This window comes from Carnobacterium pleistocenium FTR1, assembly GCF_000744285.1.
Classification (GTDB): Bacteria; Bacillota; Bacilli; order Lactobacillales; family Carnobacteriaceae; genus Carnobacterium_B; species Carnobacterium_B pleistocenium.
On sequence record NZ_JQLQ01000002.1, the window covers coordinates 355,517 to 373,897 of the forward strand.

15 protein-coding genes are annotated in these 18,381 nt (G+C 35.5%); 5 read left to right on the forward strand and 10 right to left on the reverse strand.

The window, feature by feature from the left end; all coding sequences use genetic code 11:
* Nucleotides 1-43: 43 nt before the first annotated feature.
* The 9 genes from BP17_RS01885 to BP17_RS01925 all read right to left on the reverse strand — a co-directional run bounded on the left by BP17_RS01885 (nt 44) and on the right by BP17_RS01925 (nt 10,289).
* A complete protein-coding gene (locus BP17_RS01885) occupies nt 44-1,045 on the reverse strand; it encodes a LacI family DNA-binding transcriptional regulator (protein ID WP_035051212.1) in 1,002 nt (333 codons plus the stop codon).
* Nucleotides 1,046-1,077: 32 nt separating this feature from the next.
* Nucleotides 1,078-2,127 (reverse strand): aldose epimerase family protein, encoded by a 1,050-nt coding sequence (locus BP17_RS01890; RefSeq protein ID WP_035051213.1) that lies wholly within the window; start codon nt 2,125-2,127, stop codon nt 1,078-1,080.
* Nucleotides 2,111-3,631 carry a UDP-glucose--hexose-1-phosphate uridylyltransferase gene (gene galT / locus BP17_RS01895; RefSeq protein WP_035051215.1) on the reverse strand — a complete coding sequence of 507 codons (1,521 nt, stop codon included), beginning with the start codon at nt 3,629-3,631 and terminating at the stop codon, nt 2,111-2,113. The genes BP17_RS01890 and galT overlap by 17 nt, the downstream gene beginning before the upstream one ends.
* A 14-nt stretch (nt 3,632-3,645) precedes the next feature.
* The gene (gene galE / locus BP17_RS01900; protein WP_035051216.1) at nt 3,646-4,647 is read right to left on the reverse strand and encodes a UDP-glucose 4-epimerase GalE; all 1,002 of its coding nucleotides are present in this window, start codon (nt 4,645-4,647) and stop codon (nt 3,646-3,648) included.
* A complete protein-coding gene (locus BP17_RS01905) occupies nt 4,644-5,822 on the reverse strand; it encodes a galactokinase (RefSeq protein ID WP_035051217.1) in 1,179 nt (392 codons plus the stop codon). Before BP17_RS01905 ends, galE begins: the two co-directional genes overlap by 4 nt.
* Nucleotides 5,823-5,990: 168 nt before the next feature.
* A complete protein-coding gene (locus BP17_RS01910) occupies nt 5,991-6,734 on the reverse strand; it encodes a hypothetical protein (protein ID WP_035051218.1) in 744 nt (247 codons plus the stop codon).
* A gap of 167 nt (nt 6,735-6,901) precedes the next feature.
* Nucleotides 6,902-8,152 carry a metal ABC transporter solute-binding protein, Zn/Mn family gene (locus BP17_RS01915; RefSeq protein ID WP_035051219.1) on the reverse strand — a complete coding sequence of 417 codons (1,251 nt, stop codon included), beginning with the start codon at nt 8,150-8,152 and terminating at the stop codon, nt 6,902-6,904.
* A 93-nt stretch (nt 8,153-8,245) separates the two neighbouring features.
* Nucleotides 8,246-9,214: a metal-binding protein ZinT gene (locus BP17_RS01920; RefSeq protein ID WP_035051220.1), complete on the reverse strand. Its 969-nt coding sequence runs from the start codon at nt 9,212-9,214 to the stop codon at nt 8,246-8,248.
* A gap of 220 nt (nt 9,215-9,434) precedes the next feature.
* Nucleotides 9,435-10,289, reverse strand: coding sequence for a DegV family protein (locus BP17_RS01925; protein ID WP_035051221.1), 855 nt, complete (start codon nt 10,287-10,289; stop codon nt 9,435-9,437).
* A 268-nt stretch (nt 10,290-10,557) separates the two neighbouring features.
* Here BP17_RS01925 and BP17_RS01930 point away from each other — a divergent pair, with 268 nt between their 5' ends.
* From BP17_RS01930 to BP17_RS01940, 3 genes are read left to right on the forward strand one after another with little or no spacing between them, the layout of a single operon-like run.
* On the forward strand, nt 10,558-12,366 hold the full coding sequence (locus tag BP17_RS01930) for a tellurite resistance TerB C-terminal domain-containing protein (protein ID WP_035051222.1): 1,809 nt from the start codon (nt 10,558-10,560) through the stop codon (nt 12,364-12,366).
* On the forward strand, nt 12,359-13,687 hold the full coding sequence (locus tag BP17_RS01935) for a BREX system ATP-binding domain-containing protein (protein WP_035051223.1): 1,329 nt from the start codon (nt 12,359-12,361) through the stop codon (nt 13,685-13,687). Before BP17_RS01930 ends, BP17_RS01935 begins: the two co-directional genes overlap by 8 nt.
* Complete coding sequence (locus BP17_RS01940) at nt 13,687-15,768, forward strand: DEAD/DEAH box helicase (protein ID WP_035051224.1); 2,082 nt, start codon at nt 13,687-13,689, stop codon at nt 15,766-15,768. The genes BP17_RS01935 and BP17_RS01940 overlap by 1 nt, the downstream gene beginning before the upstream one ends.
* Before the next feature lie 207 nt (nt 15,769-15,975).
* On the opposite strand, the gene BP17_RS01945 is transcribed toward BP17_RS01940, so the two are convergent.
* The gene (locus BP17_RS01945; protein ID WP_035051225.1) at nt 15,976-16,680 is read right to left on the reverse strand and encodes a helix-turn-helix transcriptional regulator; all 705 of its coding nucleotides are present in this window, start codon (nt 16,678-16,680) and stop codon (nt 15,976-15,978) included.
* Nucleotides 16,681-16,864: 184 nt separating this feature from the next.
* On the opposite strand from BP17_RS01945, the gene BP17_RS01950 reads away from it, so the two are divergent.
* Together BP17_RS01950 and BP17_RS01955 are read left to right on the forward strand one after the other, a co-directional pair.
* The gene (locus BP17_RS01950; protein ID WP_035051227.1) at nt 16,865-17,224 is read left to right on the forward strand and encodes a RidA family protein; all 360 of its coding nucleotides are present in this window, start codon (nt 16,865-16,867) and stop codon (nt 17,222-17,224) included.
* Between the two features lie 51 nt (nt 17,225-17,275).
* A complete protein-coding gene (locus tag BP17_RS01955; RefSeq protein WP_035051228.1) occupies nt 17,276-18,331 on the forward strand; it encodes a PTS sugar transporter subunit IIC in 1,056 nt (351 codons plus the stop codon).
* Nucleotides 18,332-18,381 lie beyond the last annotated feature (50 nt).

Below are 18,381 nucleotides of genomic sequence, written 5' to 3' on the forward strand. Positions count from 1 at the left end.
ATTGTTCGGTTTTTGAACAATAAAAAGGTGCTTTTTCACTTTTTTATGAAGTAGGCTTAGTACTTTCTCGTAAAATTAAATCTGTAGATAAGGTGACTTTTTTTGCGACTATTCTTTCAGTAGTCAACTTGTCAAGCCATAAGTCAAAGCCAGTTTCACCCATTAATTCTGTATAGACTCTTACTGTACTCAGTGTGGGATAAATATATTTTGCTACACTTATGTCGTTAAAACCAATTAGACTAACACGATTAGGGACAGATATACCTGCTTCTTGTAAAGCTCTCAAGCAACCGATAGCCATGGAATCATTGGAAACAAAAAAAGCATCAGGTAAATCATCTTTTAAATTTTCGATAGCTCTTTTCATCAGTTCTTGGCCGGACGAGACATTAAAAGATCCTGTAAACACATATTTTTCATTGTATATTTCAGCTTTTTTCATGTAATTTTCAAAAATAGTAGTTCTTTTATCAATAATGGGCTTTGATTTGTCACCAAAATGTTCTTGTCCAGCAATCAAACCAATGTTTTGGTAACCATTTGCAAGAAAGTGATCCAGAACAGAATTTACTGCTTGTTCAAAATCAATGACAACGGAATCTAATTTGCGATGAAGTTGATCAAAATCAATAAAACAAATATATCTTGTCCATGAAGTAAGCTTATTTATTTGTGAATCACTAAATTTCCCAATCGCTATGATGCCTTCTATATCAGAATTCATTTCAAAATCGGTGTTCTGAAAAATACGGATAATATCATAGTTTAATTCTTCCGCTCTTTTTTCTACCCCTAAACGGATTGATAAATAAAACAAGTCATCCAGTTCTTCTTTTTCTGTGTACCATTGAACGATTGCTAGTTTGCCTTGCTTTTTAATTTTTTTCGTTTGGTATTTGGTGTAGTCCAAAGCTTCGGCAACTTTGAAAATACGTTTTTTTGTTTCATCGCCTACAGATAAAGTTTCGTCATAGTTTAATACACGAGAGACTGTTGCGCTTGAAACGCCTGCTTGTTCGGCAATATCTTTAATTGTTGCCATTTTCTCACCACTTTCTTTTCCTGCTCTATTTATTATAGCATTGTATCAAAGCGGTAAGTTGTTTCAGAACGGAAAACTTCATTAGGATGAAGGATTATATTTCCAAATGCTTCTTGGTTGATTGCATCAGGTAATTGTTGAGTTTCTAAAGTAATACCGGCAAAGTGTTCCATCACTTTTCCTTCTTCAGAGTGTTTTCCATCTAAAGTATTGGTAGCGTAAATCACAACAGAGTCTCGATCCGTAAACATTTGAACACGTCGGCCACTGGCAATATCAGATAAAGTCGCTTCAGGTTTTCCAGAAATATGTTCAAGTACAAAAGGATGATCATACCCAGAAACCAATTTGTTTTGAGGATGTGCACTTTCAAAACCTTTATTTATAGTATCTGCTGTTAAAAAATCAAATGGTGTTCCATTTACGGGCAGTAAGTTTCCCGTTGGGATGGAGTCTTCTCGGAGTTCACCAAAATAATTACTAGTTAACGCCAGTGTATGCTGATTAATGGGTTTTGTAGGATTTCCTGATAAATTGAAATAAACATGATTTGTTGGATTAAATAAAGTTGATTCGTCTGTTGTGGCTTTGTAATTGATTCTCCACTCATTTGATTCCGTCAAAGTATAGGTAACTTGGACAACTAAAGTGCCAGGATATCCGTTCTCATTACGTGGACTCGTGTACGTAAAAATTAATTGCGCTTCATCTTCTGAGGAATTTGTTTCAGCTGTCCAAATTTTTGTATCTAGACTATTTTTACCTCCGTGCAAATGATTGCCTTTTTGGTTTGTTTCAAGTTGATAGCTTTTTCCTACTAATGTAAATCTGCCTTTATCGATTCGTCCTGCAACCCTTCCAACAGTTGCACCATAAAAAGGACGGTAAGATAAGTATTCATCTAGTGAGTCATAGCCCAAGACAATATTTTGTAAAAGTCCTTCCTTATCAGGTACTTGAATAGCCGTGACAGCAGCGCCGTAAGTAATTGCGGAAAGAGATACCCTCTGATGATTTGTTAATGTGAATTCTTGAATGATATTTCCTGAGAATTCTCCAAAAACGTTAGTTGAAATTTCCAAAATTTTCTCCTCCTTTTAAATGAGCGAAACTAGTTATAAATTGTTTGAAAGCAGTTTTTCCCTCAATCGTTTGTTTGTATACACCAGCGTCTTCCAAGACTCTTAGAAAAACAGAACCAATAGCTTCTTCAATAATCATACCGATTGTGTCTTTTTTAATCGTCTGTGTTCTTTTTAAGTCATCGGCCCATTGTTTGTGAGAAGGATCTAATTGATTGGGTTCTTCCAATAAATAATGCCTCACTTCAGCTAATTCTTTTTTTAGTCTTGGTGGAAGAATCGCTAAACCCATAACTTCAATCAAGCCAATATTTTCTTTTTTGATATGCTGAACATCCTGATGAGGGTGAAAAATCCCTTCAGGGTACTGTGGCGTAGTACGATTATTGCGTAGGACAAGGTCTAATTCATACTGGCCTTCTTTATATCTGGCAATAGGGGTAATCGTGTTGTGAGATTCTCCATTTGTTTCAGCTAAAACAGCTGCTGATTCATCTGAATAGAGACGCCATTGCTTTAAAATAAGATTTGCGGCTTCAACTAGTTCAGTTTGGTCAGTGCCTTGTAGCCGAATAACAGACATTGGCCATTTGACAATACCAGCTTCAATGGAAGGATAAGCGCTTAGTGTAAATGGAAATACTATAGGAGCGTCTGCCATTGCAAAAGTATGACGACCACCTTGGAAATGATCATGAGAAAGAATTGATCCACCAACTATTGGTAAATCAGCATTAGACCCAACAAAATAATGTGGGAATTGTTCAACAATCGTTAACAGTTTTGCAAACGTAGCTTTTTCTAATTTCATTGGTTTATGCTCTTCAGATAAGAAAATGCAGTGTTCTTCATAGTAAGCATAAGGTGAGTATTGTAGACCCCATTTTTCCTGATTTAGTGCAAGACGAATGATACGGTGATTGCTCCTAGCAGGATGGTCCAAATGTCCTTCATACCCTTCATTTTCCATACATAAAGGACAAGTAGGGTAACCGAGAGAAGGTGAAGCTATTTTAGCTAAAGATATCTGTTTAGGGTCTTTTTCTGGTTTAGATAAATTAATCGTGATTTCCAATTCACCATATCGTGTTGATTTTGTAAATTTAATATTCTTTTTGATGGCTCTGGTCTGGATGTAGTCATTTGCTTGGCTCAAATGGTAGAAATAGTTTGTAGCTGTTAGAGGACTTTTTTGATAAAGTTCCCAGAAAGTACGATTTACTTCAGAAGGTAAGGGCGTTATAAGATTCATGATTTTAGCGGCTAGAATGTCTCTTTCTGCTTTGTTATCGTCGATTACTTTTTCTCGGACAACGTAATTAACGATGCTGTCCAAAATTTCTAACCGATTTGGTAAAGGAGTAGATGCTGATAGGTTTGTATCTAATGCTGTTTTTCCAATCAAAGCGATAAGCTGATTTTGTTTGATCAGTAAATCTAACGGATGAATTTCTTGCTGTTGATAACCGATTTGAATGAAGTCTGTTATTGCTTGATCGATCACGCTATTCATCCTTTCTAATTCTTTTTAATGTCATTGTAACCAAGAGGAGAGGTTTTGTGCCAATTCCATGCTGAGGCTATGATTTTTTTTATATCGGTATACTGAGGTTTCCAGCCTAAAATCATTTTAGCCTTTTCACTTGAAGCAATTAAAGTGCTAGGATCACCAGCGCGACGTGAAACTACTTTTGCAGGAATTTCTTTTCCAGTAATATCTCGTGCAGTGTCTAACATCTCTTTTACCGAAAAACCGGTACTGCTGCCCAAATTAAAAACGGCACTTTGATTTCCAGTTTTAAGGTAATTTAATGCAAGAATATGGGCTTCAACTAAATCGACGACGTGGACATAATCACGGACACAGGTACCATCCGGTGTATTATAATCATCGCCGAAAATCAGTAATTCTTCTTTTTGACCTAAAGCCGTTTGTAAGATGATTGGCACTAAATGGGATTCGGGTGAATGATCTTCTCCAATGCGGCCATCTAATTTTGCTCCAGCTACGTTAAAATAACGCAAGGCAACAAATTTCATGTCATAGGACTGATCACACCACTTTAATATCTTTTCCATCATTAATTTTGTCTCTCCGTATGGACTTTCAGGGTTCGTTTCTGCTGTTTCTTTAATTGGAATCTCTTTTGGTTCACCATAAGTAGCAGCAGAGGAAGAAAATACGATCGTTTTGATTCCAAATTGCTGCATCACTTCTAAGGTTATTTGAGTACCATAAACGTTGTTATTAAAATATTGTAAAGGCTGTTGCATCGATTCACCCACCAGAGAGTTGGCCGCAAAGTGAAGAACTCCTTCAATGGACTCTTTTTTAAAAACAGATTCCATAAAAGTTTTATCCCGAATGTCTCCTTGATAAAATCGAGCTTTTTTGTGGAGAGAGTCACGGTGACCAGTCTGCAAATTATCGACTACGGCAACATCATAGTGCTGTTCAATCAATTGATCGACGGCATGAGAACCAATATAGCCGGCTCCTCCTAACACTAAGACAGTCATACTAATTCCTCCTCAAGGACTGTAAGTCCGTCACTGATTTGGGCAATATAAAATTCCCCAGGATAACCAATTTTTTCTTGATATTGTTTTCCAACTTGGCCAATAAAAGCATCAATGGTGTTATTCTCAACTATTGCAATGGCGCATCCGCCAAAACCAGCACCAGTCATTCGAGCACCTAATACACCAGGTTGGTCCCAAGCTGCTTGCACCATAGCATCCAATTCGGGTCCAGTTACCTCATAATCATCTTTTAGAGAAATATGGGACTCGTTCATTAATTTCCCGAATTCTGCTAAATTTCCAGCTTTTAAGGCTGAAGCAGCTGTAAGAGTCCGTTGATTTTCGGTTACTGCGTGACGTGCTCTTTTTAGAATGATTTTATTAGAAAGAATAGATTGATGATCAGAAAAAGTTTGTTCATCTAATTCACCTAATGAAGAGATGTTAAGTTCTTTTTGTAATTCTTTTAATGCTTGATCACATTCGCTACGTCTCTCATTGTATTTAGATTCAGCTAATTCACGTCTTTTCTTCGTATTCATAATAACAATAGAATGATTTTCAAGAACTACAGGAATCAGTTCGTACTCTAAAGTGTTACAGTCCAATAAAATTGCAGTATCTTTTTCACCTTTTCCGACTGCAAATTGATCCATAATACCTGAATTAACGCCAATAAATTCATTTTCAACTCGTTGCCCAATTTTAATCAACTCTAAACGATCTATTTCTAAATCAAAGAGGATTTGGACTATATATCCTGTTAGCAATTCAATTGAAGCAGAAGAAGAAAGACCCGCTCCATTAGGTATATTTCCGTAATACAAAATATTTAAACCTTGTTCAATCAAATAGCCAGACTCTTTTAAGAATTTAATCATTCCTTTAGGATAATTTGTCCATTTATCAGCTGAATCATACTCCAAGTTATCTAAATCAATTGTGATCACACCCAATTCAGAAAAGTTCTCAGAATAAAAATTGATCAGTTTATCCTCTCTTTTTGATGCCAAACCATATGTTCCTAAGGTGATCGCACAAGGAAAGACATTACCGCCGTTATAATCTGTATGTTCCCCAATCAAATTGATTCTTCCTGGAGAAAAGAACGCTTTCATATCAGTTTGTCCAAATAAAGTGTTAAAACGTTTTTTCATTTCAATTAAATTCATTTTAAATCTCCTCCTTAAAGTATTATTAAAGTAAGTGTAGTTAATTTAGTAAATAAATACAAGTAAAATTTAGTAAATAAAAAAATTGATATGAGATAGAAAACAACTCATGTCAATCGATGTATCTAGTACTATGAAAAGTTATTTTTTAGAACAAAATATGCTACATTAAAAAATTGTATTTCCCGCAAAAACGATTAAGAAAAGAGCAATCAGAAAAAATAAGATTGGCAATAGGAAAGATGAAACCATTTGTAATATAAACTTGATACGCGTATAGATCTTTTCAAAAGTTGATTGAAAATTTATAAACAAAAAATACAGTGCAAATAACGGCCAAGAAAAAATAAGATTATAAATCAGCAATAGCAATAATAATTGACTAAGTGTCGGTTGGAACTGCTGAACAATTGTCAGGTAAGCAATAAAAGGAGCAGCTGTTGAAAATTCAACGACTGTAGTTGTAAAGCCGATACCAACTAGATAAGCAGGAGTCATTGTTTTTTCAGAAAATTTTATTTCTAAGTCTTTTGCTTCTTTATCACTCATAGCCATAAGAGACTTTCTTAATCTCCAATTGATTAAAAAAGAACGAATACTATACCAAATAAGTGCACTACCAGCTATGAAAGCTAACAAGGCAGTTGGTGTAGCTAATATAGTCCAGTATTTTGTTAGAAACTGTTCATTTAATAGCGTTACACTTAAATAGAAAACAAGACTAGCCAAATAATTTGTTAGAAAAAGGGTTACGATATAGTACCAAATATGATGTGTTTTTTTTAATAAACCTTGTAATGTAAATTGTTGGGCAATGGCAAATGGGTTGAAAGAATCTAAGAAACTAGTAACAACAGTTAAACTAATTAGTGAAAAAATAATGATCTCCTCCTCAAAATAAAAAAGATACACGCAATCTTTACTCCTTCACGGCCTATCGGAGTAAAAAATACGTATATCTTAGGTTTACTCGGCAGCAAACCAAACGTTATCAATTTTAGTCATGGTAACAAAAAATTAGACGTTCTGTCAATCAGAACAGTGAATGTTGACTGAATAAATATTGGTCTAATCGACAATTATTGAATACTCAACTGTAACGCTTTTAAGTTTTTTCGCATTAAAGTTATATAATCCATGCCATCATCTTGCATTTCTTGAGAGACACTTTCAAGGTCATACAACACTTCTATTTCTGTTGCAGTTTCTTGGCCTACTGTTTGTGCAATAGAGGAGTCTGCTCCTTGTTGGTAATAAATTACGGGAGCAGCATGTTCCTTAACTAACTCACTAATTTCGGCGATTCGTGATGGACTTGGCTCTACTTCAGTAGAAATACCTCCTACGGCAATTTGTTCTAAGTCGTAACGCTGAGCAATATAGCCGAATGCTTGGTGTTGAACGACAAACACACGATTAGTTGCAGAAGAGAAAGCTGCTTCATAGTCTGCATCCAATTTTTTGAGTTCTAAAATGAATTTTTCAGCATTTTCTTCATAATAGGCTTTTCCAGCTGGATCAGCTTGAATCAAGGCTTCTTTGATGACCGTCACTTGGTCTTGAGCTAATACTGGATCTAACCAAATGTGAGGATCCAAACCTTCGTGATCATCGATAACAATCTCAATAGGAACTGATTGAGCATAAGCAGTGCCAGCATCGTCAGAATAAACAACTTTTACGTCGAAATTAACCCCAGTTGTTTCATACTCAAACGTTTCCTTTGTTTGATCTGAGATGGCTTCCCAGTCTGCGCTAGCTTCACGGATATACCATTGGATGCTTGATGAATCTTCTATTTGAGTTGTGGCAGAGGTAAGTTGAACATGATCACCAGTATGGTAGTGACCAGCTAGTCCGTTAATTTCGATGGAAGTGGGTATGTCTTCAGCCACTTCCAGTGAACTTTCATTCGACTCATTGCTTTCTTGATGGTCATGTTCGTGAACGTCAGTACTGATAAAACTATCAGCATCAGCTGTTCGAACAGTTATAAGGTCTTCACTATCAAGAGAGTCCATTAAACCTCCAACCCAAGGCTCCATTTCACCACTACTATAAGCAAAAACATCCGCATCATTTATCGCAGCAACATCTCGAGCACTTGGTTCAAAACCATGAGCATCTGTGCCAGCTTTTATAATCATGGAGACATCTGCTCGGTCACCGGCGACTTTTTTTGTGAATTCGTAAACGGGGTAAAAAGTGGTAACAACAGATAATTCTTCGTTATCCTTTGCCCCATTGTCAGATTGCACTTGTCCACATGCAAAAAGGGTTACACCTGCAACCAAACTGAGCATAATTGAAACAAACCATTTCTTTCTCATAATTTCCTCCTGAATCTATTTGCTAAATAAAGTGAACAAATAGATCATTATCATTTTATTTAAATTTATTTAGTATTAATACTTCTAAGGAGCTTAGTGAGCCAACATATCTCGAACGAGTCCAGTTGCATCTAAGTCAGCAGAATAATAGGTTGGCCAATTGTCCATCTCTTCTAATACGGTATTTCTGTTATTTCCCCAGAATAAATGATAATGAGAAGATTCTTTAGGGAAGATATTATGATCGCTGAATTGAATGTATTCAGGCATTTCATTTGAACCATCAACCAATTTGAAGACGAATCGTACACCTCTATTTCCTTTTTCGTAATTAAGAATTTCATAGCCGTCATTCTCATAAGTTCCTGAATAATCTTTTCCATCTTCGTAAAATGTCACTTTGTCGCCTTCGATAATAACTTGATCAACAGCTGTTTCATATCCAACAGTATAATAGTCTTTATATTCTTCAGCCGTCATATCATCACTTTCTGCTGCTTTGTGTTCAAAAACCTCATCTAAATCACCAGATTGAAGGTAAGGAAAGACAGATTGCCAATCTCCTACAAAATCGGCTAATTCTCGATTTTCTACTTGAGTATCTTCAAAATAGCCTGCATATATTTGTTTGCTCGCTTCATCAGTACCATGATGATCATCAATAACAATTTGAAGAGGTTCTGATTCGGCATAAGGTTCGTCATTATCATCAACTAATGTAGCTTTGATTTCTAATCCATTAGTGGTAGCTTCTCCAATGAAATTTTGAGTTCTTTGACCAGAAACAACTTTCCATTCGCTTTCTTGACTTTCTCTTGCATACCATTGCCACTGAGTTGTCTCAGTTTCTTCTTCTAGCGCTGCACTTAATTCTAGAGGATCGCCTGTATGGTAATGTTCAGCTAAACCTTCTATTTTAATCGATTGATTTTCATAATTTTCCGTAGCTTGATTATTCACACTACTTTTTGATTCTTGATCTGAAGAAGCATCATTTCCACATGCCACTAACAAAATACTAACTGCAACCAGTCCTATGTACTGACTTAACCTTTTTTTCATTTATTTCATCCTCCAATTTTTATAAATCGTAATCGTTACGTTTTATAATCTAACATTTTTATTCAAGAGTTGTCAAGAAAAAAACAAATCAAAGAGCAAAATGATTTCAATCCAAAAAATAAACCCAAAAAAAGTTGAGGCATCCGGATCTCTAAAAAGAGATCCGGATGCCTCAACAACTATAAGTAGTTTACTTTTTATATAAAGAAAGTTCTGTATGCTAGCTTTTTTCGATCCCAATAATTCCGAAGGCTCCTGGCCCACCATGACTTGAGATAACTGCACCAGCTGAGAAATAAGAAGGATTAGTGTAACCAGCTTCTTGTAGCGTGGATTCAGCAATTTGTTTATGGTCTTCACTCAATCTTTTTGTACCACCGATAATTAACGTATCTGGATCAATTTCATAGTTCTTGATAAAATCTTTAACGGCATTTTTTAAACAGCGTTCAAATGATCCACGGTACTTTTTCGAAGCCACCAAATAGCCTTCTTTAAGTACAATAGTAGGATGGAGATTCAAAAGAGAAGCGCCAAGGAAAGCGGCATTCGAGACACGTCCTCCAGCTTTAAGATAAAGAAGAGACTGAGGCAGGAAAACGAAACGAGTGCGTTCGCGGACGTCCTCTACAAAAGCTACAATTTCTTCTGCAGTACTAGTTGGATTGTTTTCAATAAATTTTGCGGTTGCTACAACCACAGCTGTTAATCCGCCTGAAACATTCTTGCTATCTACAAGATGAATGTTTTTAAAGTCTTGAGCTGCAATATTACATGAATTATAAGAAACAGTTGTCACAGCTGAATAAGCAATGTGAATAATCTGCGCTTCAGGATATTGTGCAAAGATTCGTTCAAAAACAATACTATTATCTTGTGGAGTAGAACCAGCAGTCTTAGGTAAGGTTCCTGTTTGATCATAAAAACGATAAATATCTTCAACATCAAAGCTACCATCGTCGAAGGTTTCAGAACCCATCGTTACATGCATTGGAATAACGTGAATATTGTAACGCTCAATTAGTTCTGCTGACAAGTCAGAACCGCTTTCGGTCGTGATAATAAATTTGGTCATAATTACCTCCTGCTTTTATTTTCTAGTATAGATACTTATGATAATCATATCATAAGTATCGTTGAAGGTATAATGATATTAAGCTTTTCTTTCGATTTATGATAGATGTATTAGCCCTATAAAATCTCACTTTCAATTTTCCTGTTACGACATGAATATAAAAATAGGTATTCCCTGGAAAATGAGATTTGTGTCCTTGAATCTACCTACCAATAGACGTATACTGAGAACACACATTCTGCTAAGAACTTGGAAGGGAGGGCTTTAAATGTTTGAATTTCTAAACAAATTACTTCAAAAAAAGCAATTAACGGAACAACAAAAAATATCTATTATTGAACTGATCGATAAGGAAGAGTCATTTATCAATCCAAGAGATCTTATGGCAGGAAAAAGCCAGCCTAAAAAAGATGAAGAGCGAAAATGGCTCAACTATATTACGCCCTATATGCGAATGAACAATGAATTTACGCCACAAGTTGAACATGAAATTGATGCGCTCTTTAATAAAATATGTGATTTCATTGATGTAGAATTGAAAAAGAAACACAAAAGTATTAAACGTGTGAAGTCGGAATACTCCTATTACCGTGAATCTATTTTTGATGAAGTTTATCGTTTTGCCAAAAGTTTAGTCTGCTCATTCTATAGACAAGAGAATAAAGAGCCAGCTGATTTTATTTCTTACATGCTGGAATCTATGTTATCTGGTAATATCCGTTTCCTACTTATAAAAGAAATGGATAAGTATCGCGAAGAACTTCCCTTTCCGAATGAAGAAACGAGAGTACAATTTAGATTGACCTCATTTGGCACAAAAATTATCTGGTGGGACCCCGTAGGAAAATTGCGAAATGAACAGATATTTGACAGTACTGAAATGAATTATTTCAATAAATTATCTAAAAGAGCTTCTAAGTTTGCGGAAGTACCAGCGCTTATGACATTCTCTTTAAATAAGTACACAGATTTGTTGCATATTATATTAGAGGATCTAGAAGATGAAACAATTAGATGGAAAATAAAACCCACTAATTATTTCAGAGACTATTTTCAACTACCTTTGTATGATTCACGTATTTGGAATGAAACCAAGCGTCTAACAGCAGATCTTTATCTTCTTGCTGAAAACAGCATTCGGCAAGAAGTCGAAGGATTTCGCCTGTTAGCTGCTGAAGAGAGCCAGGAAAATTTAAAAAAATATTTGCCAAATGAAACCATTCAAAAAATTCAAGACTATTTAGATCAAAAAACCGTTTTAGAATTTGATTACCCAACTGTATTAAGTTTAAGAGCCGTATATAAAACAGCGTGGAATGAAACGGCAAATTTTATTGTTGACCAACCAATAGAAATCGTTAGTGAGTTGCTTGAAGAAATAGCCAAAGACCCAGATTTGAAAAAAATAGCCACTAAGGTAATCAAGACCAGTAATGATTTGGATAAACACAGGCTGTTCATTTTCTTAATGGAAATGAGAACATTCCCACTATCAAAAGAAATAAAAAAGCAACGTGATAGTTTTATTCATGTAACGCGACAGGAAGACTATCAAAAGTTAATGGTTGATAAAGAATTAACTTATGGAAAACTACTAATAACTTTGAAAGAATTAATGCAGCCAATACGAAGAAAAATTAAGTTGAATAATGAATTGATTACGGCTTCTAATTCGGCACTGTATACGATCATTGACATGGTCGACGACTATTTGGCTGGAGAAGATGGTAAGCTGGATAGTGCTTCAAACGACCTGGTTCACCAAGAAATAGCGAAGCAGGTGGAATCCATGAAGGCTGTGGATAGTTCTGTTTTAACAACAGAAAAGGAACAAGAGGTAGAACAACCAGTCGATCAAATGGCATTTTTTAAACATTTAGTGTTAAACAATGGAATGTCTTTAGCTGAGTTTAAGAAACAAGCCGCTAGCAAAGGTAAGCTTTATCAAGCCTATCTGAGTGAGTTGAATGAAATTTTATATGAAGTATTTGATGATCAAGTACTGGAGATTCAGCAACAGCAAGTTAGAATTGAAGAGGATTTTATGGAAGAAATGAGGGAATGGATCGATGGTTGAAAAGAAAGTGAGAAAGAAGGATGCTCAAGCAATTATTGATTCCCTAGAAGCTGGCGTTGTGCCTATCAAAGGAGTGCAACACGTTTTGGTAGGAAGAAGCAATGAAGTTGAGGAAATTATTGCCACTTTACAAAAATTAGAAGAGGGTACGAGTGATTTGCGTTTTTGGGTTGGGGATTTCGGTTCTGGAAAAAGTTTTGTTTTACGGACAATCGAGTCGTTGGCGTTGCAAAAGAATTTTGTTGTATCCACAATTGATTTGACTCCGACAAGACGTTTTTATGACTCTTCAGGTAAAGCTTTGGCGCTTTATAACGAAGTCGTCAATAAGATAACGATTAAGAATAACCGCAATGGGAATGCTATCGAAACGATTGTCCAGCAATGGATTCAAGGGTTGCTCGAGCAGATTGCTACAGAAAATAAGCTCGCTGTCTCTGAGTTATTAGAAAAGTCTAATTGGAAATTAGTAGAAAATATTATTTTGAAAACAACTCATTCATTTTATTCGTCGGGCCTATCCTATGAATTTGGCCAAGCATTGATGAAATATTTTGAAGGAATTGCAGAAGACAATGTTTCTCTTCAAATTGAAGCTATTCGTTGGATTCGTGGGGATATTACGACTAAAACAGAAGCTTCCAAAGAATTAGGCATAAAAAGTGTTATCAATGATTCAAATTATCTGATTGCTATAAAAAATTTGGCCGAATTATTTTTAAAAATTGGGTACAAAGGATTTGTCATCAATTTTGATGAATCCGTCAATTTGTATAAATTGCCACGATCGCTGACTCGCGAAAAAAATTATGAGATGATTCTTAATTTGTACAATGAAACAAAAACAAATGAAGCAAAAGGTTTATTCATTAATTTTGGCGCAACGAAAAATACCGTATACGATGAGCGAAGAGGGTTAGCGAGTTATGGTGCTTTAAAAACGCGATTTGGCAATGAAATACTGAAAAATAAAACCTATATCAATGTCAATAGTACCGTTATCGATTTGAAGCCATTAACTCCGGAAGAAATTTTTATTCTTTTGAAAAAGCTATTAGAAGTTTACAACAGTGCTAATCAAACGAGTTTAGTCGTTAATGATCGCGTAATTGAAGAATACATGGAAGCACAGTTGAATCGCCCCGGAGCTGAGGCCTTTTTGACTCCGCGTGCGGTAATTAAAGATTATATTGAAATTTTATCTTTATTACGTCAAAATCAAGATTATTCCTTCACTCAGATCCTCGCTGAACGCTTTGGCAGAAAGACTTTCTTGGTAGAGAAAGACACAGATGACCATGATGAAATAGAGGTTTATTGATGCAAGCATTTGATAGCTTGAAAATGGGTATTCAACACTATATATACGATCAAGGCTGGTCAAAATTAACCAGAATCCAAAGCGCATCGATCAAACAAGTTGCTCAAACTAATCACAATCTTATTTTATCTGCACCAACCGCCTCGGGGAAAACAGAAGCGGCTTTTATTCCGGCGATAAACAGTGTGGAAGATTGGGACACGGGACTTAAAATTTTGTATATCTCCCCCTTAAAGGCTTTGATAAATGATCAATTTCAGCGTGTTAATGAACTATGCCAATATTTAGATGTTCCGATTACTAGGTGGCACGGTGAAGCATCTCAATCACAAAAAAAGAAGGTAGTGAGACAGCCAAAAGGTATTTTGTTGATCACGCCTGAATCCATTGAGGGCATGCTAGTGAATCGTCCGGGCGAAGCGGAGCACTTATTTAAAGGCGTAGAGTGGATCATCATTGATGAACTACACAGTTTTCTAGGGACAGAACGAGGGATCCATCTTCAATCTTTGATTCAGCGCATCAGTCAATTCATGCAGAATCCGAGGTTCATTGCAATGAGTGCGACCTTAAGTAAAATCGATTTCGGTTACGCGAAAGCTTCTTTTGGAAGCACTCGACATACGGATATTCTCTTAGATGCTGACAAAAATGACCTGATCGTTACAATCGATTATACCAGCGGCGAAATGGGACCCTTTATTTCAAGGGAATCTTTAGCGGCTATTTACCAGTATTCCCAAAGCGAAACGATGTTAGTATTTCCAAACTCAAGGAATAAAGTAGAAGAAATTACCCATAAATTGGAAAAAATGGCAATAAATGATAATCTTCCTATACAATACTTTGCCCATCACTCATCAGTGGATAAGGTATTGCGGGAAGAAGTCGAATTTTTTGCTAAAAACAATGAAAAAGATTTATTTACAATTACGTGTACCTCAACTTTAGAATTAGGGATAGACATTGGATCAGTTGATAGCGTAGTGCAGTATGGCTCACCGCCTTCCACTTCATCTCTCAGTCAACGGTTAGGACGTAGTGGTCGCAGAACGCACCAAAGTATCTTGCATATTGTGGAAGATGATCCTTGGGAAATGCTTCAGACTTATTCAGCCCTAGACTTGTTGGAAAGAAAAGAAATGGATGCTACTGAAATGATTGAGATGCCATACAATGCATTAGCCCATCAAGTAATGGCCATTCTTTTCCAAAAAACAAGTGTACCCATGAAACAATTGATGCAAATGAACAAGATTTTTCCAGTATGGACAGCAATTTCAGACACAGATCTAGCCACATTGATTGATTACATGGTAGAAAAAGAGTTCATTGAAATCATGGGTGAAGAAGCAATTGTGGGATTAGAAGGGGAGAAACTGCTAAAATTCAGAGAATTCTATGCCCTGTTTTTGACAACCAGTGATTTCTCAGTTCATTTCCAGCATGAACGTATCGGCAGCCTTCCCTTTACACCTGACATCCAAATTGAAAGTAAGATATTACTGGCAGGTAGGGTATGGAATGTGAAAGATATCGATATCAAAGCCAAGCGCATCATGGTTGAAAGGACAAAAGAAGGAAAAGCCCCTAAATTTATCAGCGGTGCAGGATTTGTTTCTAATGAAGTGCGGGAAAATATGGAAATGCTGCTAAGAAATAAAAGTTATTTAAACTTAAACAATGAAAAAATTACAGAAGATCTTGAGTACTTGAAGAGTGAATTAGTTTACGATGAAGGCAATTATTGGTATGAAGATGATCAAGCGAATATAGGAATCGTGACCTTTAAAGGGACTCGGTTTAATATCGCATTGTTGCTGCTTATCAAGAGTATTGCAAAAGTGGGAGAAACTTACCAATTGAATGATAAGCACGCCTTGATCACAGGTCCAAATATGAAAAAGAAAATGGAGCGCTTAAACAAAGATGAAAGTTCTTTGGATAGAGTCGTAGCCTATCTAGAGAAAAATGAGAAAACTATTGATGAATTAATAGCCCAGCAAAAGTTCATGCAGTTAGTCCCCAAATCATTGAAAATAAAGTGGATTTTAAAAAACTTTTTTTCGATGAGAACGTAACAGATGCTTAGTGCCAAGTTGATTTCTAGATTCTGATATTTAGGGCTTAGAATGTGAATCAGTAAGTAAGAAAGATAAAAAATAATCAAACAGGCCAAGTTTCTTAAGGAACCCAGCCTGTTTGATTATTTTTTTGAGGAAAATTATTTTGAAAACTAAACTAACTGTGTTAAGTAATTTGTCCAATGAGGATTCATTAAAAGCGATCTAAACTTGATTTGTTTTTGCAATGATTTTTAAATAACGATAAACACTTGGTTCTGATACATTTAAAACCTCTGCTACCTGTGAAACCGCCCCTTTTAATTGGAAGATACCTTTCTTTTCTAACTGTTCTACGATATGGATTTTTGCATCCTGATTTAATAAAAAGTTTTTATTCAAAACAGCAGGACCAATCACCTCAAAAATAATATCTTTTATGTTGCTGGAAAGGACTTCTACAAATTCATCGCCATTTTCCTGAGAAGTACTTGAAGATAACTGATTTGGTTTTACTGCATTGTTTTGACTATCTGAGTCATCATCTTTTATATTTATAAGCTGAAGAATGTCGTTAGCAATGTCTTTGTACTTTGTATAATCTGTATTAATGCAAAGCATACCGTCCAAATTGCCTAAATCATCTTTGATAAAAAAAGTAGAGCCTTGAATGTGATTTACCCCACTTGATTTTGCTTTATAATTTGTTACGTAGTCACTTTTCAAGTATTCTTTTTTCTTCATAAGTTCTAAGGCAAAACCAGTAAGCGGAGAATTTTTTGTTCTTCCACTGATAGAGTTATTTGCAATTGCAGCAATATAAGAATGTTCTTCTTCAATTAAATGAAACACAATTTCATAATTAGTACCTAATGTTTTACCTAAAAAATAAACTAAATTCACGTATTGGTCGAATATCTCTTTTTTCATTTTACAAGCCCTCTTTTTTTTAATAGAAGTAAGTTAAAAAGATTATACCACAATGATAAAAAATGTGTATCTTAACTTTATATTTTAATAATGATTATAATTTATTTAAATGATAATAAAAAATTATTGACACCGTTTTCTTTTAGGGGTATAGTAAAAATATAAATACGAGGAGGTGACATATATGTACAATGTACCACAAGCTATTGGTCCTTATTCTACATACCGAAAAGCAGGAAACCTACTTTTTACTTCTGGGCAATTACCTATAAATCCTGAAACAAATGAGCTAGAAGATACTTTTACAGATCAATGTAAAAGATCGCTAATGAATATTCAATCTATTTTAGAAAAAGAAAATTTGAAAATGGAAGATATTATTAAAACAACGGTTCTATTGAAGAATTTGTCAAATTTTGATGAAGTAAATAGATTGTTTGCAGAATTTTTTGAAGAACCTTATCCAGCGCGTACTGCTTTTGAAGTTTCGAAGCTCCCAAAGAATGCTATGATCGAAATTGAAGCTATTGCCGTTTTAAAATAATTCATAATATAGAAAAGTAGTTTTACTAAAAACGAAAAATGAGGGAATATAATGGATATATTAATTGGAACGGTTTTACTATTAGCGGTACTGTCTTTTTTCACGATATTCAATTACAAAGCACCACACGGATCGAAAGCAATGGGAGCGTTAGCTAGTGCAGCTTGTGCAAGTTTTTTAGTAGAAGCCTTTCATTATGCTTTTTTTGGAAATGTACTGAATTTGAAGTTTCTAGGAGAAGTGGGTGCAGCTAATGGAAGCCTGGGAGGAGTAGCAGCAGCGATATTAGTTCCTTTAGCTTTAGGGGTTTCACCGGTATATGCTGTTTTGGTAGGTCTTTCTTTATCGGGTATGGGAATATTACCTGGGTTTATAGCTGGATATCTTATATCATTTGTTATTAAGAAGATGGAAGAAAAGATACCAGGTGGATTAGATTTGATCGTTATTATTGTGGTAGCTGCTCCTCTAGCTAGACTGATTGGAGCAATCAGTTCCCCTCTAGTAGATGCTACACTACTTCAAATTGGTGAGATATTGACTGCTACTGCCAACTCTAGTCCCATAATGATGGGAATCATTTTAGGAGGAATTATTACAGTAGTCGCAACAGCTCCTTTAAGTTCAATGGCGTTGACGGCAATGCTAGGTTTAACCGGTGTTCCAATGGCTATCGGAGCATTAGCAGTGTTTGGATCATCATTTATGAATTATATTCTATTTAGCAAATTAAAATTTGGAAGTAAAAAAGATACAATATCTGTAGCTATAGAACCCTTAACTCAAGCAGACATTATTTCTGCAAATCCTCTTCCTGTTTATGGAACAAACTTTATTGGAGGAGCAGCAAGTGGAATCATCGTAGCCCTTATGGGATTGGTAAATAATACTCCAGGTACAGCTACTCCAATTGCTGGTTTTGCCGTTATGTTCGCATACAATCCAGCAGGAAAGGTATTGATCGCTGCTTTAGGAGTTATTATCGTAAGTGTAGCTGGCGGCTACCTTGGATCTTATATCTTTAGAAATACTAAGATCGTAACAGCTGAAGAAATTAGATCAGACGATGGCTTGGCCAAAAAGAAAACGGTTGAAGTGGCAACTTAACAGGTAACTTTAAAGAAGCAAAAGCTCTATTCTAATGAAATTATTGCATA